Source organism: Azospirillum agricola (genome assembly GCF_017876095.1).
Lineage (GTDB): Bacteria > Pseudomonadota > Alphaproteobacteria > Azospirillales > Azospirillaceae > Azospirillum > Azospirillum agricola.
Genome location: NZ_JAGINM010000009.1, coordinates 100,016 through 120,602 on the forward strand (window position 1 = coordinate 100,016; position 20,587 = coordinate 120,602).

Genomic DNA, 20,587 nt, shown 5'->3' on the forward strand with positions numbered 1-20,587 from the left:
AGGGGAAGGCAGGGCCCTCAAAACAAAGCAGGGGCCGTCGCCGGCCCCTGCTGTCGTCTCGTCGGGTGAGGACCCGGCTCAGCGGAAGGCGCTGCGCAGGTCGGCCACCAGATCGGTCTTCTCCCACGAGAAGCCGCCGTCCACATCCGGCTCGCGGCCGAAATGGCCGTAGGCGGCGGTGCGGGCGTAGATCGGCTTGTTCAGGCCCAGATGCGTGCGGATGCCGCGCGGGCTGAGGTCGACCAGCTGCTGAAGGATCTCCGACAGGCGGTCCTCGTCGACGGTGCCGGTGCCGTGGGTGTCGACATAGACCGACAGCGGCTTCGACACGCCGATGGCGTAGGAGACCTGGATGGTGCACTTCTCGGCCAGTTCCGCCGCGACGACGTTCTTGGCGAGGTAGCGGGCGGCGTAGGCGGCCGAACGGTCGACCTTCGTCGGATCCTTGCCGGAGAAGGCGCCGCCGCCGTGCGGGGCGGCCCCGCCGTAGGTGTCGACGATGATCTTGCGGCCGGTCAGGCCGGCGTCGCCGTCCGGACCGCCGATGACGAAGCGGCCGGTCGGGTTGACGTACAGGTTCGCCTCGTCGCACATCCAGCCCTGCGGCAGGCAGTTGACGATGTGCGGACGGACGATCTCGCGCACGGCGTCCTGGTCCAGACCCTCGGCGTGCTGGGTCGACAGCACGATGGCGGTGGCGCCGACCGGCTTGCCGTCGACATAGCGCAGCGTGACCTGGCTCTTGGCGTCGGGCCCGAGCTGGGGGGCGGCGCCGGAGTGGCGGGCCTCGGCCAGCGACTTCAGGATGGCGTGGGAATAATAGATCGGGGCGGGCATCAGCGCCGGGGTCTCGCGGCAGGCGTAGCCGAACATGATGCCCTGGTCGCCGGCGCCTTCATCCTTGTTGCCGGCGGCGTCGACGCCGACCGCGATGTCGGCGGACTGGGAATGGACGAGGCACTTGACGTCCATCTTCTCCCAATGGAAGCCGTCCTGCTCGTAGCCGATGTCCTTCACCGCGGCGCGGGCGACCTCGACCAGCTGGTCGGCCTTGATGCTGTCGGGACCGCGGACTTCGCCCGCCAGCACGACCTGGTTGGTGGTGGCGAGCGTCTCCACCGCGACGCGGGCCTGCGGGTCGTGCGACAGATAGAGATCGACGATGGCGTCGGAGATGCGGTCGCAGACCTTGTCGGGATGGCCTTCCGACACGGATTCGCTGGTGAAGACGTAGTTAAGCTTGGCCACGGGGAACCTCGGCTTTTCGCGGTGCGCTATTTCACAAGTCGAAACGACAGATCGGTACAGCGCCCGCAGGACACCGACCCAACCCGGTATTTGACAAGGATTCCCGCCGCGGTCAAGCAAACTCCCGACTGCCCGTGTCCTTGACCTGGCACGATCACGGACGTCCACCAAGACAACGAATGGGGAATGCGGCCGAGCTTCGCATTCCCCCTTCGGTGGGGCTCATGGCGCGCCGTTATTCCGCCGCTTCGGCGACGGCCGCGTTGGCGACGGCCTTGGTCAACTCGAACAGGCGCTTGCGCACCGACGGGTCGTTGATCTTGTAGTAGGCGCGGACCAGCTCCAGCGTCTCGCGCTTGGCCATCGGGTCCGGCTCGTAGCCGCCGGTCGGCCGCTCTTCCGAACCCGCCGCGTCATCCTCGTCGTCCACGCGGGCGGCGGCAGCCTCGGCCGGCATGTCGTCGAAGAAGAAGGACACCGGAACGTCCAGGACACGGCTGAGGTCGAACAGACGCGACGCGCCGATGCGGTTGGCGCCGCGCTCGTACTTCTGCACCTGCTGGAAGGTCAGGCCGATGGCCTCGCCCAGCTTCTCCTGGCTCATACCCAGCAGCGTCCGACGCAGACGGACGCGCGATCCGACATGCACGTCGATCGGGTTCGGCTTTCCGGTCTTCGGACGGCCGGCGCCCGCACGGCGCCCGCGCGGCGCCCCAGTAGCTGCTTGCATCTCGTTTATCCCTGTAACAGTTGTGCAACTTTGATACGACATATCCACGTATGCAGTCAAGCCCGCGTCCCCGCTTCCCTGGCGCGTGGCCACGGCCACGCCCGGGTTGCGCCAGCGGCATCGGTCAACGGTGATATCGAGAGAGCATCGCTCCGAGAAAACAACCCAGAAGCATTAGGCCGAAAATCCTGTCCCCGACACGTCCATAGAGCGTGGTCCCAGGCGGTGCTTTCGGCAATGTGGTGTCGATGATCCCGCGTTCACCCAGACCAAGCGACTTTGTCACACGCCCGTAGGCGTCCACCAGCCCGGAAATACCCGTATTGGCAACTCGGACAAGCGGCAGACCTTCCTCCACCGCGCGAACCTGGTTGATCGCGAAATGCTGGTGCGGTCCCGCGGTGCGGCCGTACCACGCGTCGTTGGTCAGGTTGAGCAGCCACTGCGGCCGGTTGTGGGGATCGGTCACGGCGCCGGGGAAGATGCCCTCGTAGCAGATCAGCGGGCTGACCGGCGGAATGCCGTTCAGGCGCAGCGTCGTCGGGCCGGGACCGGGGGAGAACTCGGCCCCGTTGCCGGCGATGGCGCCGACCGGCAGCCAGCGGCGCAGCGGCATGTATTCGCCGAAGGGCACCAGATGGAACTTGTCGAAGGAGCCGGCCACGGCGCCGCTGCCGTCGAGCGCCACGAGGCTGTTGTAGTAGCGCCGCTCGCCCTCCGCGTCGACCGCGCTGCGCGGGGCGCCGGTGATCAGCAGGCCGCCGGAGGGGACGACCGACCCCAGCACCTGCCGCACCCGCGCGTCGCCGTCCAGGAAGAAGGGAACCGCGGTTTCCGGCCAGATGACGTGGGTGACCGGCTCGGCCGAGGGGGTGGCGGAGAGGTCGAGGTGGAGCTGGACGTTCTTCTCGCGCTCGCCGGGGGCCCATTTCAGGCGCTGGTCGATGGCCGCCTGGACCAGCCGCAGCCGCACGCCCGGAACCGTCTCGTCCGACGCGGTGGCGAGCCGCCACGCCCCCCAGCCGGCCAGCGCCGCGAACAGCGCCAGCCCGGCGGCCAGCGCCGTGCCGGCGCGGCGCGGCCGGATGCCCGGATCGGGCAGGGCGGCGGGTAGGGACGCGACCAGCACGGTCAGCAGGGTCAGGCCGTAGATGCCGACCAGCGACACGCTTTGCAGGACCGGCAGCACCCCGACCCAGCCATAGCCGAGCAGGTTCCAGGGAAAGCCGGTGAAGACGTGCCCGCGCAGCCACTCGAACAGCGCCCAGCAGGCGGCGAACAGCAGCGGTCCCGCCAACCCGGCGCCGAGACCCCGCGCGCGCAGGGCATGGAACAGCCAGGCCGCGCCGCCGGTGAACATCGCCATCAGGATCGGCAGGCCGGCGGCCGACAGCGGCAGCGCCCACCAGAAGCGCCCGATGTCGGTGAACAGGGCGGCGCTGACCCAGTAGAGCCCGAGCAGATGATGGCCGAAGCCGAAGAACCAGCCGATGGCGAAGGCCCGCCGCCCGGTCGCGGCGCCGCCCAGCAGCCAGATCAGCCCCGGAAAGGCGACCAGCAGCAGGGGCAGGGCGTAGGCGGGGGGCAGGGCGAGGGTGGCGAGCCCGCCCAGCGCCGCCGCCATGGCCAGCCGCCGCCAGCCGGTGAGCGACGCGAGACGCGCGGACACACGGCCCAGCCGGGCCGGAACGGGCAGCGTGTCGGTCACGGTCAAAAGGGAAAACTCCGGCAGCGGCAGAGGCAACGCTGCCCATAAGTGGTGCCGCGCGGAGAGGGTGCAAGCCCGATCAAGGACTTGCCCCCGCTCCGGCCCACCCCGGCGGCGCAGGGGAGGGTCGAAGCGGGGGCATGGCTCGCAGCGTTGCGTGGAACGTCCGGATGGACGGTCAGGCCGTCTCGGCGAGATCGGAGCTGTTCGCCGGCGCGTTGCGCACGCGCAGGCGTTTCAGACGGCGGGAATCCGCCTCGACGATCTCGAATTCGAGGCCCGACGGGTGGATCAGCATCTCGCCGCGCGCCGGCACCCGGCCGGCGAGCGAGACGACCAGACCGCCCAGCGTCTCGATGTCCTCGCGCTCCTCCTCGGTCAGCACCGGGCCGACGCGCTCCTCGAAATCCTCGATGGGCAGGCGGGCGTCGGCGATCAGGCTGCCGTCGGGGCGTTCGACCAGACGCGGCGCGGATTCCTCGTCGTGCTCATCCTCGATCTCGCCGACGATCTCCTCGACCAGATCCTCGATGGTGACGAGGCCGTCGATGCCGCCGAACTCGTCCACCACCAGCGCCAGATGGCGGCGGCTCTGCCGCATCTGCACCAGCAGGTCGAGCACCGGCATGGAGGGGGCGACGATCTTGACGTCGCGGACGATGCCCTTCAGGTCCGCCTCGGCGGCGTTGCCCTGGGCCTGCCGGGCCATCACCGACAGCACATCCTTGATGTGGATGACACCGACGACGTCGTCGAGCGTCTCGCGGTACACCGGCAGGCGGGAATGCCCCTCCTCGGCGACCTTCTGGACCAGCGCGGGGAGCGGCGTGTCGATGTCCACCGCGATGATGTCGGCGCGCGGCACCATGACGTCGGCCACGGTCGTCTCGCGCAGCTTCAGGATGTTGGTGAGCAGCGCGCGTTCGCCGGCCCCCACCGAACCCTCCTCCTCGTCCAGGTCCCCGATCAATTCCTCGATCGTGGCGCGGAGCGTGGAGTCGCCGCGCCCGCCCCAGACGGTGCGGAGCCACCCCTTGACGAGGTGCCCCAGGGAATTCTGCTCTTCTTCGGCCCCGTTCTCACGGGGCGTCCGACTGTCGGAAATTTCGCTCATCGGTCCGGCGGTTCATGGTTGGTCGGGTCCGCTCCGTCCGGGCTGTCCGGCAGAAGGCGGTTGGCGGCGTACGGATCGGCGATGCCGAGATCGGCGAGCAGCCGGGTTTCCAGCGCCTCCATCTCCTCGGCCTCGTCGTCCGTCTCGTGATCATACCCCAGCAGATGCAGAACACCATGCACCACAAGGTGGGTCATGTGGTCCGCCGGGGCCTTGTTCTGTTCGGCGGCCTCGCGCCGGACCGTCTCGAAGGCGAGGATGACGTCGCCCAACAGGACGGGCGCGCCCTCCTCCGGTTCCGGCTCGTCGGCCTCGGTCAGGGCGAAGGACAGCACGTTGGTCGGCTTGTCCTTGCCGCGGTAGTCGCGGTTCAGCTGGTGGACCAGCGCGTCGTCGGCCAGCACGACCGACATCTCGGCCGGGCCGTCCTCCTCGTCGTAGATGGCGGCGAGCGCGGCGAGCGCGGCCTTCTCGGCCAGCCATTCGGCGTTCTCGGCCCAGTCGCCGGCCTCGCGGGATACGGTGACGTCCACGGCCATCACGGCGGTCCCTCCCCGTTGGCGGTTGGTTTCGGCGCCGGCCGCGCGTTTTCCAGCTTCTGGGCGTCGGCGCGGTCGTAGGCGCGGATGATGCGGGCGACCATCGGGTGGCGCACCACGTCGGCGTCGGTGAAATGGACGAAGCGCACGCCCTCCACCCCGTTCAGGATGTCGAGCGCGTCGCGCAGGCCCGACCGGGTGCCCGACGGCAGGTCGATCTGCGAGATGTCGCCGGTCACCGCCATGCGTCCGCCCTCGCCCAGCCGGGTGAGGAACATCTTCATCTGCATCGGCGTGGTGTTCTGCGCCTCGTCGAGGATGACGAAGGCGTTGCCGAGCGTCCGGCCGCGCATGAAGGCGAGCGGCGCGATCTCGATCTCGCCCGACTCCAGCCGCTTCTTCACCTGCTCGGCCGGCAGCATGTCGTGCAGCGCGTCGTAGAGCGGGCGCAGGTAAGGATCGACCTTCTCCTTGAGGTCGCCGGGCAGGAAGCCCAGCCGCTCCCCCGCCTCGACCGCCGGGCGCGACAGCACGATGCGGTCGACCTGCCCCGTGGTCAGCAGCGCCACCGCCTGGGCCACCGCCAGATAGGTCTTGCCGGTGCCGGCCGGCCCCAGCCCGAACACCAGCTCGCTTTCCGCCAGCGCCTGGAGATAGGCCGCCTGCATCGGCGAGCGCGGAGTGATGGCGCCGCGCTTGCGGGTGCGCAGCGTGATCTCCGCCCGCGTGATCCCGGTGCCGGCCCCGCCAGCCGCCCGCGCCTCCTCGGCGCCGGGCGAGGTCGCCATGCGGACGGCGCCGTCGACCTCGCCGGGACCGACCGCCATGCCGCGCGTCAGACGCTCGTACAGCGAGTCCAGCGCGGCCCGCGCCGCCTCGGCGGCGTCGGGCGGGCCGGAGACGGTCAGCGTGTTGCCGCGCGAGATCAACGACACGCCCAGCAGGGTTTCGATGCGGGCAAGGTGGCGGTCATGCTCCCCGTACAGCATCGGCAGCAGCCGGTTGTCCTCGAACTGGACGTCGATCCGCCGGTCGGGCTGGCCGTTCAAGCGCTTGCCTCCAGGGAATGGGCGGGCTGGGAATGGGCCGTCGTGCGGTGCTCGCCGGTGACGACGACGCCGGTCAGGCTGCTGGGCCGCGCCTCGACGATGCGGACCTCGACGATGCGGCCGAGCAGCCGCTCGTTCGCCTCGGCGTGGACCGACTGCATCCATGGGCTGCGGCCGAGCAGCTGCCCGTCGCGCCGTCCGACGCGGTCGAACAGCACTTTCATCGTGCGTCCGACGAAGCCGTGGTTGAAGGCGACCTGCTGCGCGCCGATGAGCTGCTGGAGCGCGGCGAGGCGCTCCTCCTTCACGGGCTCCGGCACCTGCCGGTCCTCCAGCGCCGCCGGGGTGCCGGGGCGCGGGCTGTACTTGAAGCAGTAGGCCTGGGCGTAGCCGACGTCCGAGACCAGCTTCAGCGTCGCCGCGAAGTCGGCGTCGCTCTCGCCGGGGAAGCCGACGATGAAGTCGCCGGACAGCGCCAGATCCGGGTTGACCGACTTCAGGCGGTCGACGAGGCGGCGGTAGTCGTCGGCGCTGTGCTTGCGGTTCATCGCCGCGAGGATGCGGTCCGACCCGGACTGCACCGGCAGATGCAGGTAGGGCATCAGCTGCGGCACCTCGGCGTGGGCGCGGATCAGCTCCTCGTCCATGTCGCGCGGGTGCGAGGTGGTGTAGCGGATGCGCTCCACCCCATCGATCTCCGCCAGCTCGCGGATCAGCCGGCCCAGCCCCCAGGTCGAGCCGTCGGGGCCGTCGCCGTGCCAGGCGTTGACGTTCTGGCCGAGCAGGCTGATCTCGCGCGTGCCGCCGGCCGCCAGCCGTTTCGCTTCCAGAAGGATCTGCGCGGCCGGCCGCGAGAATTCGGCGCCGCGGGTGTAGGGGACGACGCAGAAGGTGCAGAACTTGTCGCAGCCCTCCTGCACGGCGAGGAAGGCGGCGGCACCCTGGCTGACCGCCTCCTCGGGCAGGAAGTCGAACTTGGATTCGGCCGGGAAATCGGTGTTCAGCACGCTGCCGGCGGCGCGGGTCGCCTTGGCGACCATCTCCGGCAGGGTGTGGTAGGTCTGCGGGCCGAAGACCATGTCGACGAAGGGGGCGCGGGCGACGATCTCCTCGCCCTCGGCCTGGGCGACGCAGCCGGCGACGGCGAGGATCATCCGGCCATCGTCGGACGGCTTCCTGGCGGCGGCGGCGGCGGCCTTCTCGTCCTTCAGGATGCGCAGGCGGCCAAGCTCCGAGAAGACCTTCTCGGCGGCCTTCTCTCGGATGTGGCAGGTGTTGAGGATCACCATGTCGGCGCCGTCGGGTTCATCGACCGGACGGTAACCCAGCGGTGCCAGGACGTCCGCCATGCGGGCGGAGTCGTAGACGTTCATCTGGCAGCCCCAGGTCTTGATGAACAGCTTCTTGCTCAACCCGCTCCCTTCCGCACAAAAACGAATAGCGCGCTCACACCGGACAGTGTGGCGCGCGCGGCGCCGGTCCGCCGGAGCCGCTCATCGCGTGATGGTAGCACAGGCGGGGCGAATCGAGTCAATGCTCGTCCGTCCCGCCGATCATTCCACCGGCCGTGCCGGATCGGCCGTCCGCCGTCACGCGGCGCCGACCGCCATGTCGGCCCACATCCGGTCGCGCCAGGTCCGGGAGAAGAGAAAAGACAAGGGGGCCGCCGCCTCCGTCGCCGCCGGCAGCGCCGGAACCGCCGTTTCCGCCCGCCCGATCATGCCGGACGCGCCGTCCAGCGCGCCCTCGACCAGCTCCAGCCCGAGCAGCCGGTCCATGTCCACCGGACCCGGCATCTGCATGCCGAGCGTCAGGTTCCGCGTGAAGCCGAACCGCTCGTAGTAGGGAGCGTCGCCGACCAGGATGACGGACGTGTAGCCGAGCGCGATGGCCTTGTTCAGGCTCATCCGGATCAGCTTGCTGCCCAGCCCGCCGCCCTGGAGATGCCCCGCCACCGCGATGGGGCCGAGCAGCAGGGTCGGGGTGACGCCGCCGACCAGGACCGGCCAGTAGCGGATGGTGCCCTCCAGGATCTCGTTGCCGTGCTCGTCGTGGTCGATGGCGACGAGGTTCAGCTCGGGGATCGAGTCGACGCCGTCCCGCAGCCGGTAGGCGGTCTTCTGGAGCCGGTCGGGGCCGAAGGACGCGTCGAGCAGGGCTTCGATGACGGGCGCGTGCCTGGGCTGTTCGGTGGTGATGATCATATGCGATGGCTCCCGGTCGGAAGAGGGTCTTCTCAGAGCGGGTCGCGCCGTCGCCGGAGGCCGGGGATCAGGTCCCTTCGATGCCTTTGGCGTTCGCACGCGACCCAAGGACGGCCGCACCCGCGTTTCGCGGTGCGAGGCTCCGTCGTCGGATGCGAAGGGCGTGCGAACGAGACATATGGAAGGCTCATCGGCCGTTGCTGGGACTTGCGCATATATCATCGGTACCCCCCCGTCGCAAGACCGTGTCGACCCTTACGGACCGCATGACTGCATCAATCTGCGTGCGTGCTTTTTCCGGCACGTTCCGCGGGGCGCCCTTCCGGCTCCCGGATGCCGGCCCCCTCATTCTGGACAGGGGCCGACTCCCGCCCTTATGCTGGTCGTCCTCCGCGATTCGCCATGCCAGCAAAGCTCCAGGCCGCGCCATGTACACCGCCGTCACCCGCGCCATCCGCGTCACCGTCCAGCCCGTGTTCCTGGAGGACCAGTCGGCCCCCGCCGAGGGGCGCTACGTCTGGGCCTACCATGTCCGCATCGAGAACGAGGGCAGGGAGACGGTGCGGCTCCGCACCCGCCACTGGCGCATCACCGACGCCATGGGCCGCGTGCAGGAGGTGCGCGGGCCGGGCGTGGTCGGCGAACAGCCGGTTTTGGAACCGGGCGGTCATTTCGAATACACCAGCGGCACGCCGCTCGGCACGCCGTCGGGCATCATGGCCGGCAGCTACGGCATGGAATCGTCGGATGGGCGGCCGTTCGACGTGACGATCCCGGCCTTCTCGCTCGACAGCCCGCACCAGCCGATGCGGCTGAATTGATGTTTTTCCCGCCGCCGTGATCGTCCCAGGGTTGAAAGCGGCGAAACCAATGCCATGTCGATTTCGCCGAAAGGCGGATGACGGGGCGGCTTTCCGTTGAACGGCCTATGATCCGCGCGAGGCCCGGTATCGTATCGATGCGCAATCCGGATCACTCCCAACCGAATCCGGACATCGAGAACCAGCCACCGAAAGGTTTTTCCCCGTGACGGCTCCCAAGATTCCGCTCGTTGAGAACGTGCTTCGCGGCCCCGGCGGACTCCCGCGCTCCGGCGCGTCCGAGACCACGCGCCCGTCCCGCGCCGAGGCGGAGGAGGCCGTCCGCACCCTGCTGCGCTGGGCCGGCGACGACCCGGCGCGCGAGGGGCTGCTCGGCACGCCCGACCGCGTCGTCCGTTCCTACGAGGAGTTCTTCGCCGGCTACGGCACCGACCCGGTCGAGCTGCTCCAGCGCACCTTCGAGGAAACCGACGGCTACGACGAGATGGTCGTGCTGCGCGACATCCGGGTGGAGTCCTACTGCGAGCACCACATGGTGCCGATCATCGGCAAGGCGCACGTCGCCTACCTGCCCAAGCACCGGGTGGTCGGCATCTCCAAACTTGCCCGGCTCGTCGAGGCCTACGCCAAGCGCCTGCAAATCCAGGAGAAGATGACGGCGCAGATCGCCAACACCCTCGACCAGGTGCTCCAGCCGGAGGGTGTCGCGGTGGTGATCGAGGCGCAGCACCAGTGCATGACGACGCGCGGCGTCCACAAGACCGGCGTCACCATGGTGACCAGCCGCATGCTCGGTGCCTTCCGCACCGACCCGTCGACCCGGCGGGAGTTCCTGACCATGATCGGCAACCCGTCCTCGCGCGGCGAATAAGGGCGGCGCTCGCGGTTGACGCAACCGGCGCCCTCTCTGCTAAGCTCGCGCCTTCGACAGTGCGGAAAGCGGCAGGGGGCGATGGCGGCGAAGGTGACACCGGCGGTCAACGCGGCGAAGGCGGCGGGGGTGGGCTACCGGCTGCTCGAATATGTCTACGATCCCGCCGCCGACGCCATCGGCCTGCACGCCGCGTCGGCCCTCGGGCTGGATCCAGCCATCGTCTACAAGACGCTGATCGTCCAGCTCGAACCCAAGGGGCTGGCCTGCGCGGTCATCCCGGTGGCGGCGAAGCTGGATTTGAAGGCCATCGCGGCGGCGGCCAAGGCGAAGAAGGCCGACCTGGCCGACCCGGCGCTCGCCGAGAAGACGACCGGCTACATGGTCGGCGGCATCAGCCCGCTCGGCCAGAAGAAGGCGCTGCCGACCTTCGTCGACGCCAGCGCCGAGGGGCTGCCCGAGATGGTGGTGAACGGCGGCCGGCGCGGCTTGCAGATCGTCATGGCGCCGGCCGATCTGGCCAAGGCGACCAGGGCGGTGGTCTGCCCGATCACGGCGCATTGAGCCGTGCGTCGAGCGCCAAAAGACTTGAGCGTTGAAAGGGAATGGCGACCCCGGCAGGACTCGAACCTGCTGCCCCAAGTTTAGGAAACTTGTGCTCTATCCAGATGAGCTACGGGGCCGCTGCGCACGACCATAGCGGCTTTGGCGCGGGATGCCAACCGTGCAGACGAGGCTGCGCGCGGCCGCCTCAGTCCGAATAGCGCTCCTCCGTCCAGGGGTCGGCGTGGTTGTGGTAGCCGCGCACCTCCCAATAGCCCGGACGGTCCTCCGCCAGCAGCTCGATCCGCTTCACCCACTTGGCGCTCTTCCAGAAATAGAGCTTCGGCAGGACGATGCGCACCGGGCCGCCATGGTCGCGGCCGATCGGCTCCCCCTCCCATTTGGTCGCCAGCAGGACACCGTCCGCGTCGAAATCCGCCAGCGCCACGTTGGTCGTGTAGCCGTCCGAGGAATGGAAGACGACGAAGCGCGCCTCCGGCCTGGGCCGGGCCAGCGCCAGCAGGCGGCGGGCGCTCACCCCCTCCCACCGGTTGTCGTAGCGCGACCAGGTGGTGACGCAGTGGATGTCCGACAGGAATTGCTCCTGCGGCTGCGCCTGGAGATCGTCCCAGCGCCAGGACAGCGGGCTCTCCACCAGACCGTCCACGGTCAGTCTCCAGCTCCCCTCGGTCACGCTGGGCGTGATGCCGAGGTCGAGCACCGGCCAGTCCTCGACCAGCCGCTGGCCGGGTGGCAGGCGGTCGCGGGCCGGGTCGGCGGGCTGCCCGGTCAGCGCGCGGCCGTCGCGCGCCCATTGCTCCTTGGCGGCGACCAGCCTGGGGCGGACGGCGCCCTCGCTGCCGGGATCGGCGGGTTCCGCCGGGGCCGGAGACGCGCCGGGAGTCTTCGGGGGAATCTCGGCCATGGCCGGTCCTCGCGCAGTGAAACGTGATAGGAAACGGAGCGCAGCCCGCACCCGTGACTTAAAAAAGGTCCCGCCGGTCGGGTTGGCAAGCGGGTAAGGGGAGATTAACTTCCCGAAGCTCCGATGACTGCCGAGTGACCCGTTGATGGATCGGTACCGAATGCCTGCCGCACGCTCCCGCTGGTCGGCCCGCCTTCTCGGCGGATTGGCGGCCCTGCTTCTGCTGGCCCTGTCCTGTGGATTGTCCGCGCCCGGCTTCGCCGCGGCCCCCGCCGCCGGCGGGGCGCCGCTCCCCGTGGCGGCCCCGTCGGCATCCGGCGGCACGCCGGTCGCGGCCGGCGAGCCGACGATCCAGCAGCTGGAGGCGATGGTCTCCACCCTGGAGAATCCGGAGGCGCGGACCCGGCTGGTCGAGCAGCTCCGCGCGCTGGTCGCCGCGCAGAAGGGGCTGACCCAGGCCAAGGAGGCGGAGGGCGAGTCGGCCCTGCCGCAGACCATCGGCGCCAAGGCGCTGTCCTTCCTGGCCGAGCGCATGGACGTGGTCAGCCGGCAGCTCGTGCAGGTCGCCAACGTCTTCGCCGACCTGCCGGGCGCCATCTCCTGGGTGCAGCGCCAGATCGAGGATCCGTCGGCGCGCGAGCGCTGGGTGCAGATCGGCATCCAGCTCGCCCTGATCCTCGCCATCGGGGCGGTGGTCGGGTTCGGCGTCCGCCGGCTGCTGAACCGGCCGCGCCACGCGCTGGCCTCCCGCCCGGTCTCCTCGACGCTGGTGCGCATCCCGCTGCTGCTCGGCCGCGCGCTGCTGGAGCTGGCGCCGATCGTCGCCTTCATCGTCGTCGCCTACACCATCCTGTCGGTGACGGAGCCGGGGCCGCGCGTGCGGCTGGTCGCGCTCGCCGTCGTCAACGCCACCGTGATCATCCAGGTGCTGCTGATCGGCGTGCGCCTGCTCTTCGCGCCCGATGCGGCCAACCTCCGCCTGATCCGCACCAGCGACGAGGGCGCGCGCCGGGCCTACATCTGGACGCGCCGCCTGATCGCCGCCGCCGTCTACGGCTATTTCCTGGCCGAGGGCGCCTATGTGCTGGGCCTGCCGCTCGGCGCCTACGGGGCGCTGCTGAAGCTGCTGGGCGTGGTGATCGCCGGCATGCTGATCGTGCTGATCCTGCAAAACCGCGTCGGCGTCGCCGAATGGATGCGCGGCAACCCGCTGTCCGGCAACGGCGACCCGCTGACCACCGCCCGGCGCGAGGCCGAGGGGCAGGGGGCGGTGCTGCGCACGGCGCGGCGGCGCTTCGCCGACATCTGGCATGTGCTGGCGATCCTGTATGTGGTCGTCACGCTGGGCGTCTGGGTGCTGAACGTCTATGGCGGCTTCGAGTATCTCGCCCGCGCCACCGCCATCACCGTGGTCGCGGTCGCCGTCGCCCGGCTGCTGGTCGGCGGGCTGAACCGCACCCTGCGGCGCGGCCTGCGCATGAACCGCGAGATGCAGGGCACCCTGCCGCAGCTGCACGAGCGCGCCTATTTCTACCTGCCCATCGTCCAGCGCTTCGGCAAGACGGTGATCTGGGTGGTGGCGCTGGGGGTGGTGCTGAACGGCTGGGGCATCGACACGCTGGCCTGGGCCGAGTCGGCCATCGGCCGGCGCATCGTCGGCAGCGTCATCTCGATCAGCCTCCTGCTGGCCGGCGCCGTGGTGGCCTGGGAGGTCGTCAGCGCGATGATCGAGCATTTCCTCGCCTCGACCGACCGCAACGGCACGAAGATCGAGCGCAGCGCCCGCATGCGCACCCTGCTGCCGCTGCTGCGCAACGCCTTCCTGATCCTGCTGGTCACGATGGTGTCGCTGATCACGCTGTCGGAACTGGGCGTGAACATCGCGCCACTGCTGGCCGGCGCCGGCGTCGTCGGTCTGGCCATCGGCTTCGGGTCGCAGACTCTGGTCAAGGACATCATCACCGGCCTGTTCATCCTGTTCGAGGACACGGTGTCGGTCGGCGACTCGGTGGACGTCGGCGGCGGCCATTCCGGCACGGTGGAGGCGATCTCGATCCGTTCCATCCGCCTGCGCGACGGGTCGGGCGCCGTGCATTCCGTGCCGTTCAGCGCCGTGACCACGGTGAAGAACATGAGCAAGGACTTCTCCGTCACCCTCTTCAACGTGACGGTGTCCAACCGCGAGGATCCCGACCGCATCATCGCCGTGCTGAAGGAGATCGGCGCCTCGGTGCAGGCCGAGCCGCAGTTCGCCGCCGACATCCTGAACCCGCTGGAGGTGCTGGGCGTCGACAAGCTGTCGGACACCGGCATCAACATCCTGGCCCAGTTCAAGACCCGCCCGACCCGCCAGTGGGGCGTCGCCCGCGAGTTCAACCGCCGCATGAAGAAGCGGTTCGACGAGCTGGACATCTCCATGCCGACCCAGTCGATGCAGCTCGTCGTCGGCCAGAACACCCACGACCGCGCGCTGGCGGAGGCGCTGAGCCAAGGGTCCTGACGCGAAAGACCGGCGAGCGCCCTACGCCGAACGAAACATGAAACGTTCGGCGGGCCCGCGCGTTTATTCCCCACGGCCGTTCCCTCGCGGGACGGCCGGTCCGGGACGACGCGGCGTGGAGTGGACGTTCGATGAGCGAGGTGTTTTCCCGTTTCGCCCGCTGGATGGAGCAACTGTCCGGACGGCCGGGCGCCTTCGTCACCGCCTTCGGCGTGGTGCTGCTGTGGGGCGCCACCGGGCCACTGTTCCACTTCTCCGACACATGGCAGCTGGTCATCAACACCGGCACGACGATCGTGACCTTCCTGATGGTGTTCGTCATCCAGAACGCCCAGAACCGCGACACCCAGGCGATCCACCTGAAGCTCGACGAGCTGATCCGCGCCAGCAAGGCCGCGCGCAACGGCATGATCGATCTGGAGAATCTGCCGGAAAGCGATCTCAGGAAGGTCAAGGACAGCTTCGAGAAGCTGGCCAGGACCGCCGACTGCCTCGACCACCGGATCGACGAGAAGGTCGAGAAGGCGGTCGAGCGCGAGGTGGAACGCGAAGTCGACGAGGAATTGACCGAACGCGGCCTCACGACCGACGGCCGGGGCTGACGCCCCGCCTCGCCGACCCTATCCGGCGGGGGCCGGCGGGCAGGGCGGGCGGCGCCACGCCCGCAGCGCCTCGTCCAGAGCGCGCGCGAAGGCCGTCCGCTCCGCCGGCGACAGGAAGGCGCCGACGCCGACCGACTGCCCGTGCGAGGACAGCGTGACCCGGGGCCCCTCCGCCGACCGCTCGTCGTGGCTGACCCTCAGCCAATGGGGATGGAAGCGCCAGCGCCGTTCCGGCGCCTTCCAATGGACCCGCTGCACCGTAAGCTCGGCCTCGGTCAGGCGGACGCGCTCGTACTGGCGGGCGGCGCGGTAGTTCACGCGGAAGGCCAGCCACAGCACCAGCACGTCGAGCCCGCAGAAAGGGATGACCGGCCACGCCCCGTTCGCGGCGAAGACGCCGGCCACCATGAGATTCAGCAGGATGACGACGCCCATCAGCGTCCGGAAGCCGCCGCGCCCCAGGCTGCGGTGGGGGTGGAGGATGGCGTCGAAGAACAGGCGGGACGGTCCGACGCTCGCGGATGCATCCCCGGGCGTGTCGGTTGGCCGGTCGCTGGGCATCGGCGGATGGTAACGGAGAAGCCCCGGCGGAGAAACGGCGCGATCGGGGGATCGCGCCTCGCGTTCAGCACGCCGACGTCATGCCGCGACCCTACGCCGCCCGCGACACCAGCGGAATCACCCCGCCATGGAGCACCCAGGCCATGGCGCTCCCGCAATCCGCCTCGAAGCCGTCGGGCTGGACGAAGATGCGCACCTGATCGTCGGTGCCGGCCTCGATCATCGCGTCGGCGAGGACCGACGCCCATTGCCAGTCGCTGAGCAGGATGGCGCAGCGCTGGTGCCCGCAGGTCCGCGCCAGCCGCATCAGCCCGACCAGCAGCTCCGGGCGGAAGCCGCCCTCGGCCTGGAAATGGTCGAACTCGATCAGGCTGGTCCAGGCGCGCTTCTGAAGGGCGTAGGCCGCGCATTCATGCTCAACCCGGCGGATCAGCGTGTCGCGCTGCCCGACGGAAAGGGCGCCCTGAAGCCGCAGACGCAAGCCCCAGTCCAGCACCTCCACCTGGAAGCTTCCCATGTCCGCCTTCTCCCCCAGCCCGGGACCGAGTCCCGCCGCCATCGCCGCCGATCAAGACCGCCGCCAATCGTTTCGGAAACGGTTCTTTTTCTTGGGCGTCCGCCGAACAAACCGGCGACGATCACAGGAATAGCAAAACGGAGAACCGGACGAAAGGCCGGATTCTTTACGAAATCTGTCGAAGCATGTTGACGCTCAAGGAAACCACTGCCGGTTTACACGAAGGAGACTCGAAATGTGATGAAATTCGCGAAAAATATACTCCGCTTCCCGGCAATCCGCCGCCCCGGCGCAGCCGCCGCTGGCCGGGGCGGCGGCTTGCGGCTATGCTCGCGCCCATGAAGCCCGTCGCCATCCAGGAATTCTTCCGCCGCCTCGCCGCCGTCAACCCGGAACCGCGGAGCGAGCTGGAGTACGTCAATCCCTACACGCTGCTGGTCGCCGTCGTGCTGTCGGCCCAGGCGACCGACGTCGGCGTCAACAAGGCGACCGGACCGCTCTTCCGCACCGTCACCACGCCGCAGGCGATGGTCGCGCTGGGGGAGGAGGGGCTGCGGGGCTTCATCAAGACCATCGGCCTGTTCAACACCAAGGCCAAGAACGTCATCCGCCTGTCGGAGCTGCTGATCGAGCGCCACGGCGGCGAGGTGCCGTGCGACCGCGAGGCGCTGGAGCAGCTTCCCGGCGTCGGCCGCAAGACCGCCAACGTCGTCCTCAACGTCGCCTTCGGCGTGGAGACCATCGCCGTCGACACCCACATCTTCCGGGTCGGCAACCGCACCGGGATGGCTCCCGGCAAGACGCCGGACGCGGTGGAGGCGAAGCTGCTGAAGGTGGTGCCCAAGCTCTACCGGCGGCACGCGCACCATTGGCTGATCCTGCACGGCCGCTACGTCTGCAAGGCGCGCAAGCCCGACTGCCCGGTCTGCACGGTCGCCGACCTCTGCGCCTTCAAGGACAAGATCATCGCCTGACGGGCGCGGCTCCCGGTTTTTCCGCCGCGCCGGGCTCTTCTCATGAAAACGCCCGGCGCGGCGGGTGCCGGCCGGGCGCGTTCGGGCGCGGGCGTGCGACGGTCAGATGGCGTCCGCCGGAACCGCGACCGGGATCTCGACCGGAGCCGGAGCCGGAGCCGACGTCGGTGCCGGGGCGGCGGCATTGGGGGCCGCGCTGTAGATCTGGATGTCGCCGCGCAGCTGGCCGCCGGCCTCGACCGCCAGCTCACCATACTTGATCGAGCCGGTGATCTTGCCGGTCGAGCGCACGGTCAGCCGGCCGCGCACGGCGATGTCGCCCTCGAAGCGGCCGCCGATGTCGGCCTCGTCGATCTCGACCGAGCCCTTGAACAGGCCGCCGTCGGCGATCTCGATGGAGCGGCCCTCGCGCAGCTTGGCCTCCACCGTGCCCTCGACCACCAGCACGTCGCAGGAGCCGATCTCGCCCGAGAGCGAGATGTCGCGGCCGACGATCAGGCGGCGCTGCTCCGGCAGGGGAGCCAGCGGGGCCGCCGCCGGGGCACCCAGCGGCGCGCCGAGCGGGGCGGAGGGGTTGCCGAGACCGGCCGGCTGGCGCGGGGACACGCCGGGGACGTCGACGGTGCGGCGCGGCACGTCGGTCTTGAAACCGGCGCCCGGAAGGGACGGAACGGTCGGGGGCTTCGGGCTGCTGCTGTTCATCTCGGGTCCCTTGACGGAAGGCGTCGGAGCGGAAGAGGGGGGCTGGGCGGCGGCCAGGGCGGCGCTCATGCCTCCAGCCGGCGCGGGTGCTGACGCTGGTTGGGGAGCGGACGGCGCGGGCGTCGCCAGCGAGGCCAGGGGCGACAGGGTGGTGGCCGGCTCGGCGGGCCGGGCGACGGGCGCGGGAGTCGCGGCGACGCTGTCGGGTTTGGGCGCGGCGGGCGGAGTCTTTCGTCCGAACAGCATGAACGGTGATCCCCAATCAGGAAACGCGGGTGGGCTGACGGCCGGCGCCGCGCGTGGACACGGCGTTCCGTCGGATCGTCCGGTGAGCCCGGACGCGACCGCGCCGCTAGCGGCGTAACACGGTCATCCGGCCCGCCGCAAGGGGCCTGTCATGGACTGGAGGACATGGACCATGAAGGCACTGGCGACGACCGGGACCAGCAGGTTGACGAAGGGAATCGACGAAAGAAAGGCGATGATGACGCCGGCCAAAAAAGGTTTCAGCGGGTACGACCGCCGCAACGCCCGCGCTTCGCGCCGGTCCATCCGGCGGTGGGCCACCATCTCGAAATACTCGCGGCCCAGCAGATAGCCGTTGACCGTGTAGAAGACGACGAGATTCAGGCCGGGGGCGGCGATGTAGAGCGGCAGGGCGACGAGGTTGACCACCAGCACCAGCGCCAGGAAGCGCAGCGCCGTCCACAGATCGGCCAGCCAGCCGCTGGGGCGCGGCGGCGGCAGGTGGGGGTAGTGGCGGGCCTCGACCCGGCCGACCACCTCGTCCAGGAAGAAGCTCGACACCGTGCCGACCGTGGCCGGAAACAGCAGCCACGCCAGGATCAGCACGACCAGCCCGCCCAGCAGGTCGACGACGCCGTCGACCCAGACGTTGCCGGTCAGCGGCGTGTGGAACAGCGCCCACCAGACGGAAACGGACAACAGGGCGTAGGCCAGCGCCGAGGACAGCACGGCGATCCACACCACCCGGCGGGCGCGCGGGTCGGAAAGCTGGCCGAAGGCGAGGAACAAAGCGCGGATCATGCGGGGTTCCGTGTAAGGAAAGGGCGGCGCCCGCTTATCTACGGTGCCGCCTCCCCGCGTTCCAGGCCGCACCGCCCGATTTCCCGGCCACGCCATGCCCGTGCCAAGCGCGGGCATGGCGGAACGGGGAAACCGACGCCCCGTCAGGGCGCCGGGCTGAACAGCAGGGCGGCGTTGGTCCCGCCGAAGCCGAAGGAGTTGGACAGGACGTGGCGGATCCGCCGCTCCTTGGGAACCAGCGGCACGAGGTCGAGATCGCAGCCCTCCGACGGGTTCTCCAGGTTCAGCGTCGGCGGCGCCACCTGGTCGCGCAGCGCCAGGATGCCGTAGATCGCCTCCACCGCGCCCGCCGCGCCCAGCAGATGGCCGGTCGCCGACTTGGTCGAGGACATCGACACCGAGCCGGCCGCCGGCCCGAACAGCCGCTTGACCGCAAGAATCTCCACCGGGTCGCCGGCCGGGGTCGAGGTGGCGTGGGCGTTGACGTAATCCACCGCGTCCGGCGCCACGCCGGCCCGCTTCAGCGCGGCGCGCATCGCCCGGAAGGCGCCGTCGCCGTCCTCGGCCGGCGAGGTGATGTGGTGGGCGTCGCCCGACATCCCGTAGCCCGTCACCTCGGCGTAAATCGTGGCGCCGCGGCGCCTGGCGTGCTCCAGCTCCTCCAGCACCAGCACGCCGGCGCCCTCGCCCATGACGAAGCCGTCGCGGTCGCGGTCCCACGGGCGCGACGCCCGCGCCGGGTCGTCGTTGAAGCCGGTCGACATGGCGCGCGACGCGCAGAAGCCGGCGATGCCGAGCCGGCAGATCGCCGCCTCGGTGCCGCCGGCCAGCATGACGTCGGCGTCGTCCGACGCGATCAACCGCGCCGCGTCGCCGATGGCGTGCGCGCCGGTGGCGCAGGCGGTCACCACCGCGTGGTTCGGCCCCTGGAATCCGAAGCGGATCGAGACGTGGCCGGACGCCAGATTGATCAGGTTCGACGGCACGAAGAAGGGCGAGACGCGGCGCGCGCCCTTCTCGTGCAGGGTCAGCGCCGTCTCGGCCAGACCGGGCAGGCCGCCGATGCCGGAGCCGATCATCACCCCGGTGCGCTCCAGCGCCTGCTGTTCGGTCGGGCGCCAGCCGGAATCGGCGACGGCCTCCTCGGCGGCGGCCAGCGCCAGCAGGATGAAGCGGTCCATCTTGCGCTGGTCCTTGGGCGGCACCACCGCGTCGGGGTCGAAGGCCCCCTCGCCGGCGGCCGGGATGTGCCCGGCGATGCGGCAGGGCAGGTCGCCGGTCTCGAAGCCGGACAGCGCGCCGATGCCGCTGTCGCCGTTCAGGATGCGGCGCCAGTTGTGGGCCACGCCGGTTCCCAGCGGAGTGACAGCGCCCAGGCCGGTGACGACCACTCGTCTCATCGAACGTCTTCCCTGTGTTGTGTGCCGGTGTGGTGTTGTGTGCCGGTGTGGTGCGTGCCCGCATGGCTCGCCATGTCGGCCGCGACCCGCCCGGCGGCAATGGGGCGGCCGCTGTCGCGGTCGACCAGCAGCGGACGGACGGTCGCCCCGCTGTCCTTGCAGACCAGCCGGAAGGCCCCCTCCGGCATCAGCCAGCGGTTGCCCCACTCCGCCATCGCCAGCAGCACCGGCAGGAAGTCGCGGCCCTTGTCGGTCAGCCGGTACTCGTGGCGCAGCGGACGCTGCTGGTAGGGGTGGCGCTCCAGCAGCCCGGCCTCGACCAGCGCCCGCAGGCGGCGGGCCAGCATGTTGGTGGCGAGCCCGACGCCGCGCTGGAACGCGTCGAAGCGGGTGCTGCCGAGCATGGCGTCGCGCAGGATCAGCAGCGTCCACCAGTCGCCGACCGCGTCGAGGCTGCGGGCGATGGGGCAGGGGGCGTCGGCGAGGCGGGTGCGCTTCATGGCGGCGACTGTCCCACAGTCACTTTCATGAT

The 20,587-nt window shown here is 70.1% G+C and carries 21 protein-coding genes and 1 tRNA gene; 6 read left to right on the forward strand and 16 right to left on the reverse strand.

Annotation, left to right across the window (positions count from 1 at the left end):
* Positions 1-78: 78 nt before the first annotated feature.
* The 8 genes from metK to J2847_RS15285 form a co-directional block, all read right to left on the reverse strand.
* Positions 79-1,248, reverse strand: coding sequence for a methionine adenosyltransferase (gene metK / locus J2847_RS15250; protein WP_209779786.1), 1,170 nt, complete (start codon positions 1,246-1,248; stop codon positions 79-81).
* 235 nt (positions 1,249-1,483) lie between these two features.
* Complete coding sequence (locus tag J2847_RS15255) at positions 1,484-1,978, reverse strand: helix-turn-helix domain-containing protein (protein ID WP_085555499.1); 495 nt, start codon at positions 1,976-1,978, stop codon at positions 1,484-1,486.
* Between the two features lie 124 nt (positions 1,979-2,102).
* Positions 2,103-3,686 (reverse strand): apolipoprotein N-acyltransferase, encoded by a 1,584-nt coding sequence (lnt, locus tag J2847_RS15260; protein WP_325169423.1) that lies wholly within the window; start codon positions 3,684-3,686, stop codon positions 2,103-2,105.
* A gap of 178 nt (positions 3,687-3,864) precedes the next feature.
* The gene (locus J2847_RS15265; RefSeq protein WP_209779788.1) at positions 3,865-4,800 is read right to left on the reverse strand and encodes a hemolysin family protein; all 936 of its coding nucleotides are present in this window, start codon (positions 4,798-4,800) and stop codon (positions 3,865-3,867) included.
* Positions 4,797-5,339, reverse strand: a complete 543-nt coding sequence (gene ybeY, locus J2847_RS15270; protein WP_209779789.1) for an rRNA maturation RNase YbeY — start codon at positions 5,337-5,339, stop codon at positions 4,797-4,799. Before ybeY ends, J2847_RS15265 begins: the two co-directional genes overlap by 4 nt.
* The gene (locus J2847_RS15275) at positions 5,339-6,328 is read right to left on the reverse strand and encodes a PhoH family protein (RefSeq protein ID WP_411800588.1); all 990 of its coding nucleotides are present in this window, start codon (positions 6,326-6,328) and stop codon (positions 5,339-5,341) included. The genes ybeY and J2847_RS15275 overlap by 1 nt, the downstream gene beginning before the upstream one ends.
* Before the next feature lie 56 nt (positions 6,329-6,384).
* Positions 6,385-7,800, reverse strand: coding sequence for a tRNA (N6-isopentenyl adenosine(37)-C2)-methylthiotransferase MiaB (gene miaB, locus J2847_RS15280; RefSeq protein ID WP_209779791.1), 1,416 nt, complete (start codon positions 7,798-7,800; stop codon positions 6,385-6,387).
* Between the two features lie 177 nt (positions 7,801-7,977).
* Positions 7,978-8,592 carry a GNAT family N-acetyltransferase gene (locus J2847_RS15285; protein WP_209779792.1) on the reverse strand — a complete coding sequence of 205 codons (615 nt, stop codon included), beginning with the start codon at positions 8,590-8,592 and terminating at the stop codon, positions 7,978-7,980.
* Positions 8,593-9,020: 428 nt separating this feature from the next.
* Between J2847_RS15285 and apaG the strand changes: the two genes are divergently transcribed.
* The 3 genes from apaG to ybaK all read left to right on the forward strand — a co-directional run bounded on the left by apaG (position 9,021) and on the right by ybaK (position 10,848).
* Positions 9,021-9,413: a Co2+/Mg2+ efflux protein ApaG gene (gene apaG, locus J2847_RS15290; protein WP_209779793.1), complete on the forward strand. Its 393-nt coding sequence runs from the start codon at positions 9,021-9,023 to the stop codon at positions 9,411-9,413.
* A 238-nt stretch (positions 9,414-9,651) separates the two neighbouring features.
* A complete protein-coding gene (gene folE / locus J2847_RS15295) occupies positions 9,652-10,284 on the forward strand; it encodes a GTP cyclohydrolase I FolE (RefSeq protein WP_085557246.1) in 633 nt (210 codons plus the stop codon).
* 81 nt (positions 10,285-10,365) lie between these two features.
* On the forward strand, positions 10,366-10,848 hold the full coding sequence (ybaK, locus tag J2847_RS15300; protein ID WP_209779794.1) for a Cys-tRNA(Pro) deacylase: 483 nt from the start codon (positions 10,366-10,368) through the stop codon (positions 10,846-10,848).
* A gap of 42 nt (positions 10,849-10,890) precedes the next feature.
* On the opposite strand, the gene J2847_RS15305 is transcribed toward ybaK, so the two are convergent.
* Positions 10,891-10,967 (reverse strand) — tRNA-Arg (locus tag J2847_RS15305).
* Positions 10,968-11,035: 68 nt separating this feature from the next.
* The gene (locus J2847_RS15310) at positions 11,036-11,752 is read right to left on the reverse strand and encodes a sulfite oxidase-like oxidoreductase (protein ID WP_209779795.1); all 717 of its coding nucleotides are present in this window, start codon (positions 11,750-11,752) and stop codon (positions 11,036-11,038) included.
* A gap of 160 nt (positions 11,753-11,912) precedes the next feature.
* Here J2847_RS15310 and J2847_RS15315 point away from each other — a divergent pair, with 160 nt between their 5' ends.
* Together J2847_RS15315 and J2847_RS15320 are read left to right on the forward strand one after the other, a co-directional pair.
* Positions 11,913-14,252, forward strand: a complete 2,340-nt coding sequence (locus J2847_RS15315) for a mechanosensitive ion channel domain-containing protein (RefSeq protein WP_209779796.1) — start codon at positions 11,913-11,915, stop codon at positions 14,250-14,252.
* 131 nt (positions 14,253-14,383) lie between these two features.
* The gene (locus tag J2847_RS15320) at positions 14,384-14,854 is read left to right on the forward strand and encodes a low affinity iron permease family protein (protein WP_209779797.1); all 471 of its coding nucleotides are present in this window, start codon (positions 14,384-14,386) and stop codon (positions 14,852-14,854) included.
* Between the two features lie 18 nt (positions 14,855-14,872).
* Here J2847_RS15320 and J2847_RS15325 read toward each other — a convergent pair whose 3' ends face one another.
* Together J2847_RS15325 and J2847_RS15330 are read right to left on the reverse strand one after the other, a co-directional pair.
* On the reverse strand, positions 14,873-15,415 hold the full coding sequence (locus J2847_RS15325; RefSeq protein WP_209779798.1) for a DUF2244 domain-containing protein: 543 nt from the start codon (positions 15,413-15,415) through the stop codon (positions 14,873-14,875).
* Between the two features lie 91 nt (positions 15,416-15,506).
* Entirely contained in the window at positions 15,507-15,932 is a 426-nt protein-coding gene (locus J2847_RS15330) for a hypothetical protein (protein WP_209779799.1), read from the reverse strand.
* Between the two features lie 326 nt (positions 15,933-16,258).
* On the opposite strand from J2847_RS15330, the gene nth reads away from it, so the two are divergent.
* Positions 16,259-16,906: an endonuclease III gene (gene nth, locus J2847_RS15335; RefSeq protein WP_233474550.1), complete on the forward strand. Its 648-nt coding sequence runs from the start codon at positions 16,259-16,261 to the stop codon at positions 16,904-16,906.
* A gap of 102 nt (positions 16,907-17,008) precedes the next feature.
* On the opposite strand, the gene J2847_RS15340 is transcribed toward nth, so the two are convergent.
* The 4 genes from J2847_RS15340 to J2847_RS15355 form a co-directional block, all read right to left on the reverse strand.
* Entirely contained in the window at positions 17,009-17,854 is an 846-nt protein-coding gene (locus J2847_RS15340; protein ID WP_209779800.1) for a bactofilin family protein, read from the reverse strand.
* Positions 17,855-17,977: 123 nt separating this feature from the next.
* Positions 17,978-18,655, reverse strand: coding sequence for an EI24 domain-containing protein (locus J2847_RS15345; protein WP_209779801.1), 678 nt, complete (start codon positions 18,653-18,655; stop codon positions 17,978-17,980).
* Between the two features lie 143 nt (positions 18,656-18,798).
* Positions 18,799-20,055, reverse strand: a complete 1,257-nt coding sequence (fabF, locus tag J2847_RS15350; protein WP_209779802.1) for a beta-ketoacyl-ACP synthase II — start codon at positions 20,053-20,055, stop codon at positions 18,799-18,801.
* Positions 20,052-20,555: a winged helix-turn-helix transcriptional regulator gene (locus J2847_RS15355; protein WP_085555513.1), complete on the reverse strand. Its 504-nt coding sequence runs from the start codon at positions 20,553-20,555 to the stop codon at positions 20,052-20,054. The genes fabF and J2847_RS15355 overlap by 4 nt, the downstream gene beginning before the upstream one ends.
* Positions 20,556-20,587 lie beyond the last annotated feature (32 nt).

Excerpts from the sequence above, each read along its gene's own strand:
- J2847_RS15275 (WP_411800588.1), bottom strand. The coding sequence starts at position 6,328 with ATGCTGTACGGGGAGCATGACCGCCACCTTGCCCGCATCGAAACCCTG.
- ybeY (WP_209779789.1), bottom strand. The coding sequence starts at position 5,339 with ATGGCCGTGGACGTCACCGTATCCCGCGAGGCCGGCGACTGGGCCGAG.
- J2847_RS15325 (WP_209779798.1), bottom strand. The coding sequence starts at position 15,415 with ATGCCCAGCGACCGGCCAACCGACACGCCCGGGGATGCATCCGCGAGC.
- J2847_RS15320 (WP_209779797.1), top strand. The coding sequence starts at position 14,384 with ATGAGCGAGGTGTTTTCCCGTTTCGCCCGCTGGATGGAGCAACTGTCC.
- fabF (WP_209779802.1), bottom strand. The coding sequence starts at position 20,055 with ATGAGACGAGTGGTCGTCACCGGCCTGGGCGCTGTCACTCCGCTGGGA.
- J2847_RS15345 (WP_209779801.1), bottom strand. The coding sequence starts at position 18,655 with ATGATCCGCGCTTTGTTCCTCGCCTTCGGCCAGCTTTCCGACCCGCGC.
- ybaK (WP_209779794.1), top strand. The coding sequence starts at position 10,366 with ATGGCGGCGAAGGTGACACCGGCGGTCAACGCGGCGAAGGCGGCGGGG.
- J2847_RS15285 (WP_209779792.1), bottom strand. The coding sequence starts at position 8,592 with ATGATCATCACCACCGAACAGCCCAGGCACGCGCCCGTCATCGAAGCC.
- J2847_RS15255 (WP_085555499.1), bottom strand. The coding sequence starts at position 1,978 with ATGCAAGCAGCTACTGGGGCGCCGCGCGGGCGCCGTGCGGGCGCCGGC.
- J2847_RS15265 (WP_209779788.1), bottom strand. The coding sequence starts at position 4,800 with ATGAGCGAAATTTCCGACAGTCGGACGCCCCGTGAGAACGGGGCCGAA.
- J2847_RS15340 (WP_209779800.1), bottom strand. The coding sequence starts at position 17,854 with ATGCTGTTCGGACGAAAGACTCCGCCCGCCGCGCCCAAACCCGACAGC.
- J2847_RS15355 (WP_085555513.1), bottom strand. The coding sequence starts at position 20,555 with ATGAAGCGCACCCGCCTCGCCGACGCCCCCTGCCCCATCGCCCGCAGC.
- apaG (WP_209779793.1), top strand. The coding sequence starts at position 9,021 with ATGTACACCGCCGTCACCCGCGCCATCCGCGTCACCGTCCAGCCCGTG.
- nth (WP_233474550.1), top strand. The coding sequence starts at position 16,259 with ATGCTCGCGCCCATGAAGCCCGTCGCCATCCAGGAATTCTTCCGCCGC.
- J2847_RS15310 (WP_209779795.1), bottom strand. The coding sequence starts at position 11,752 with ATGGCCGAGATTCCCCCGAAGACTCCCGGCGCGTCTCCGGCCCCGGCG.
- J2847_RS15315 (WP_209779796.1), top strand. The coding sequence starts at position 11,913 with ATGCCTGCCGCACGCTCCCGCTGGTCGGCCCGCCTTCTCGGCGGATTG.
- J2847_RS15330 (WP_209779799.1), bottom strand. The coding sequence starts at position 15,932 with ATGGGAAGCTTCCAGGTGGAGGTGCTGGACTGGGGCTTGCGTCTGCGG.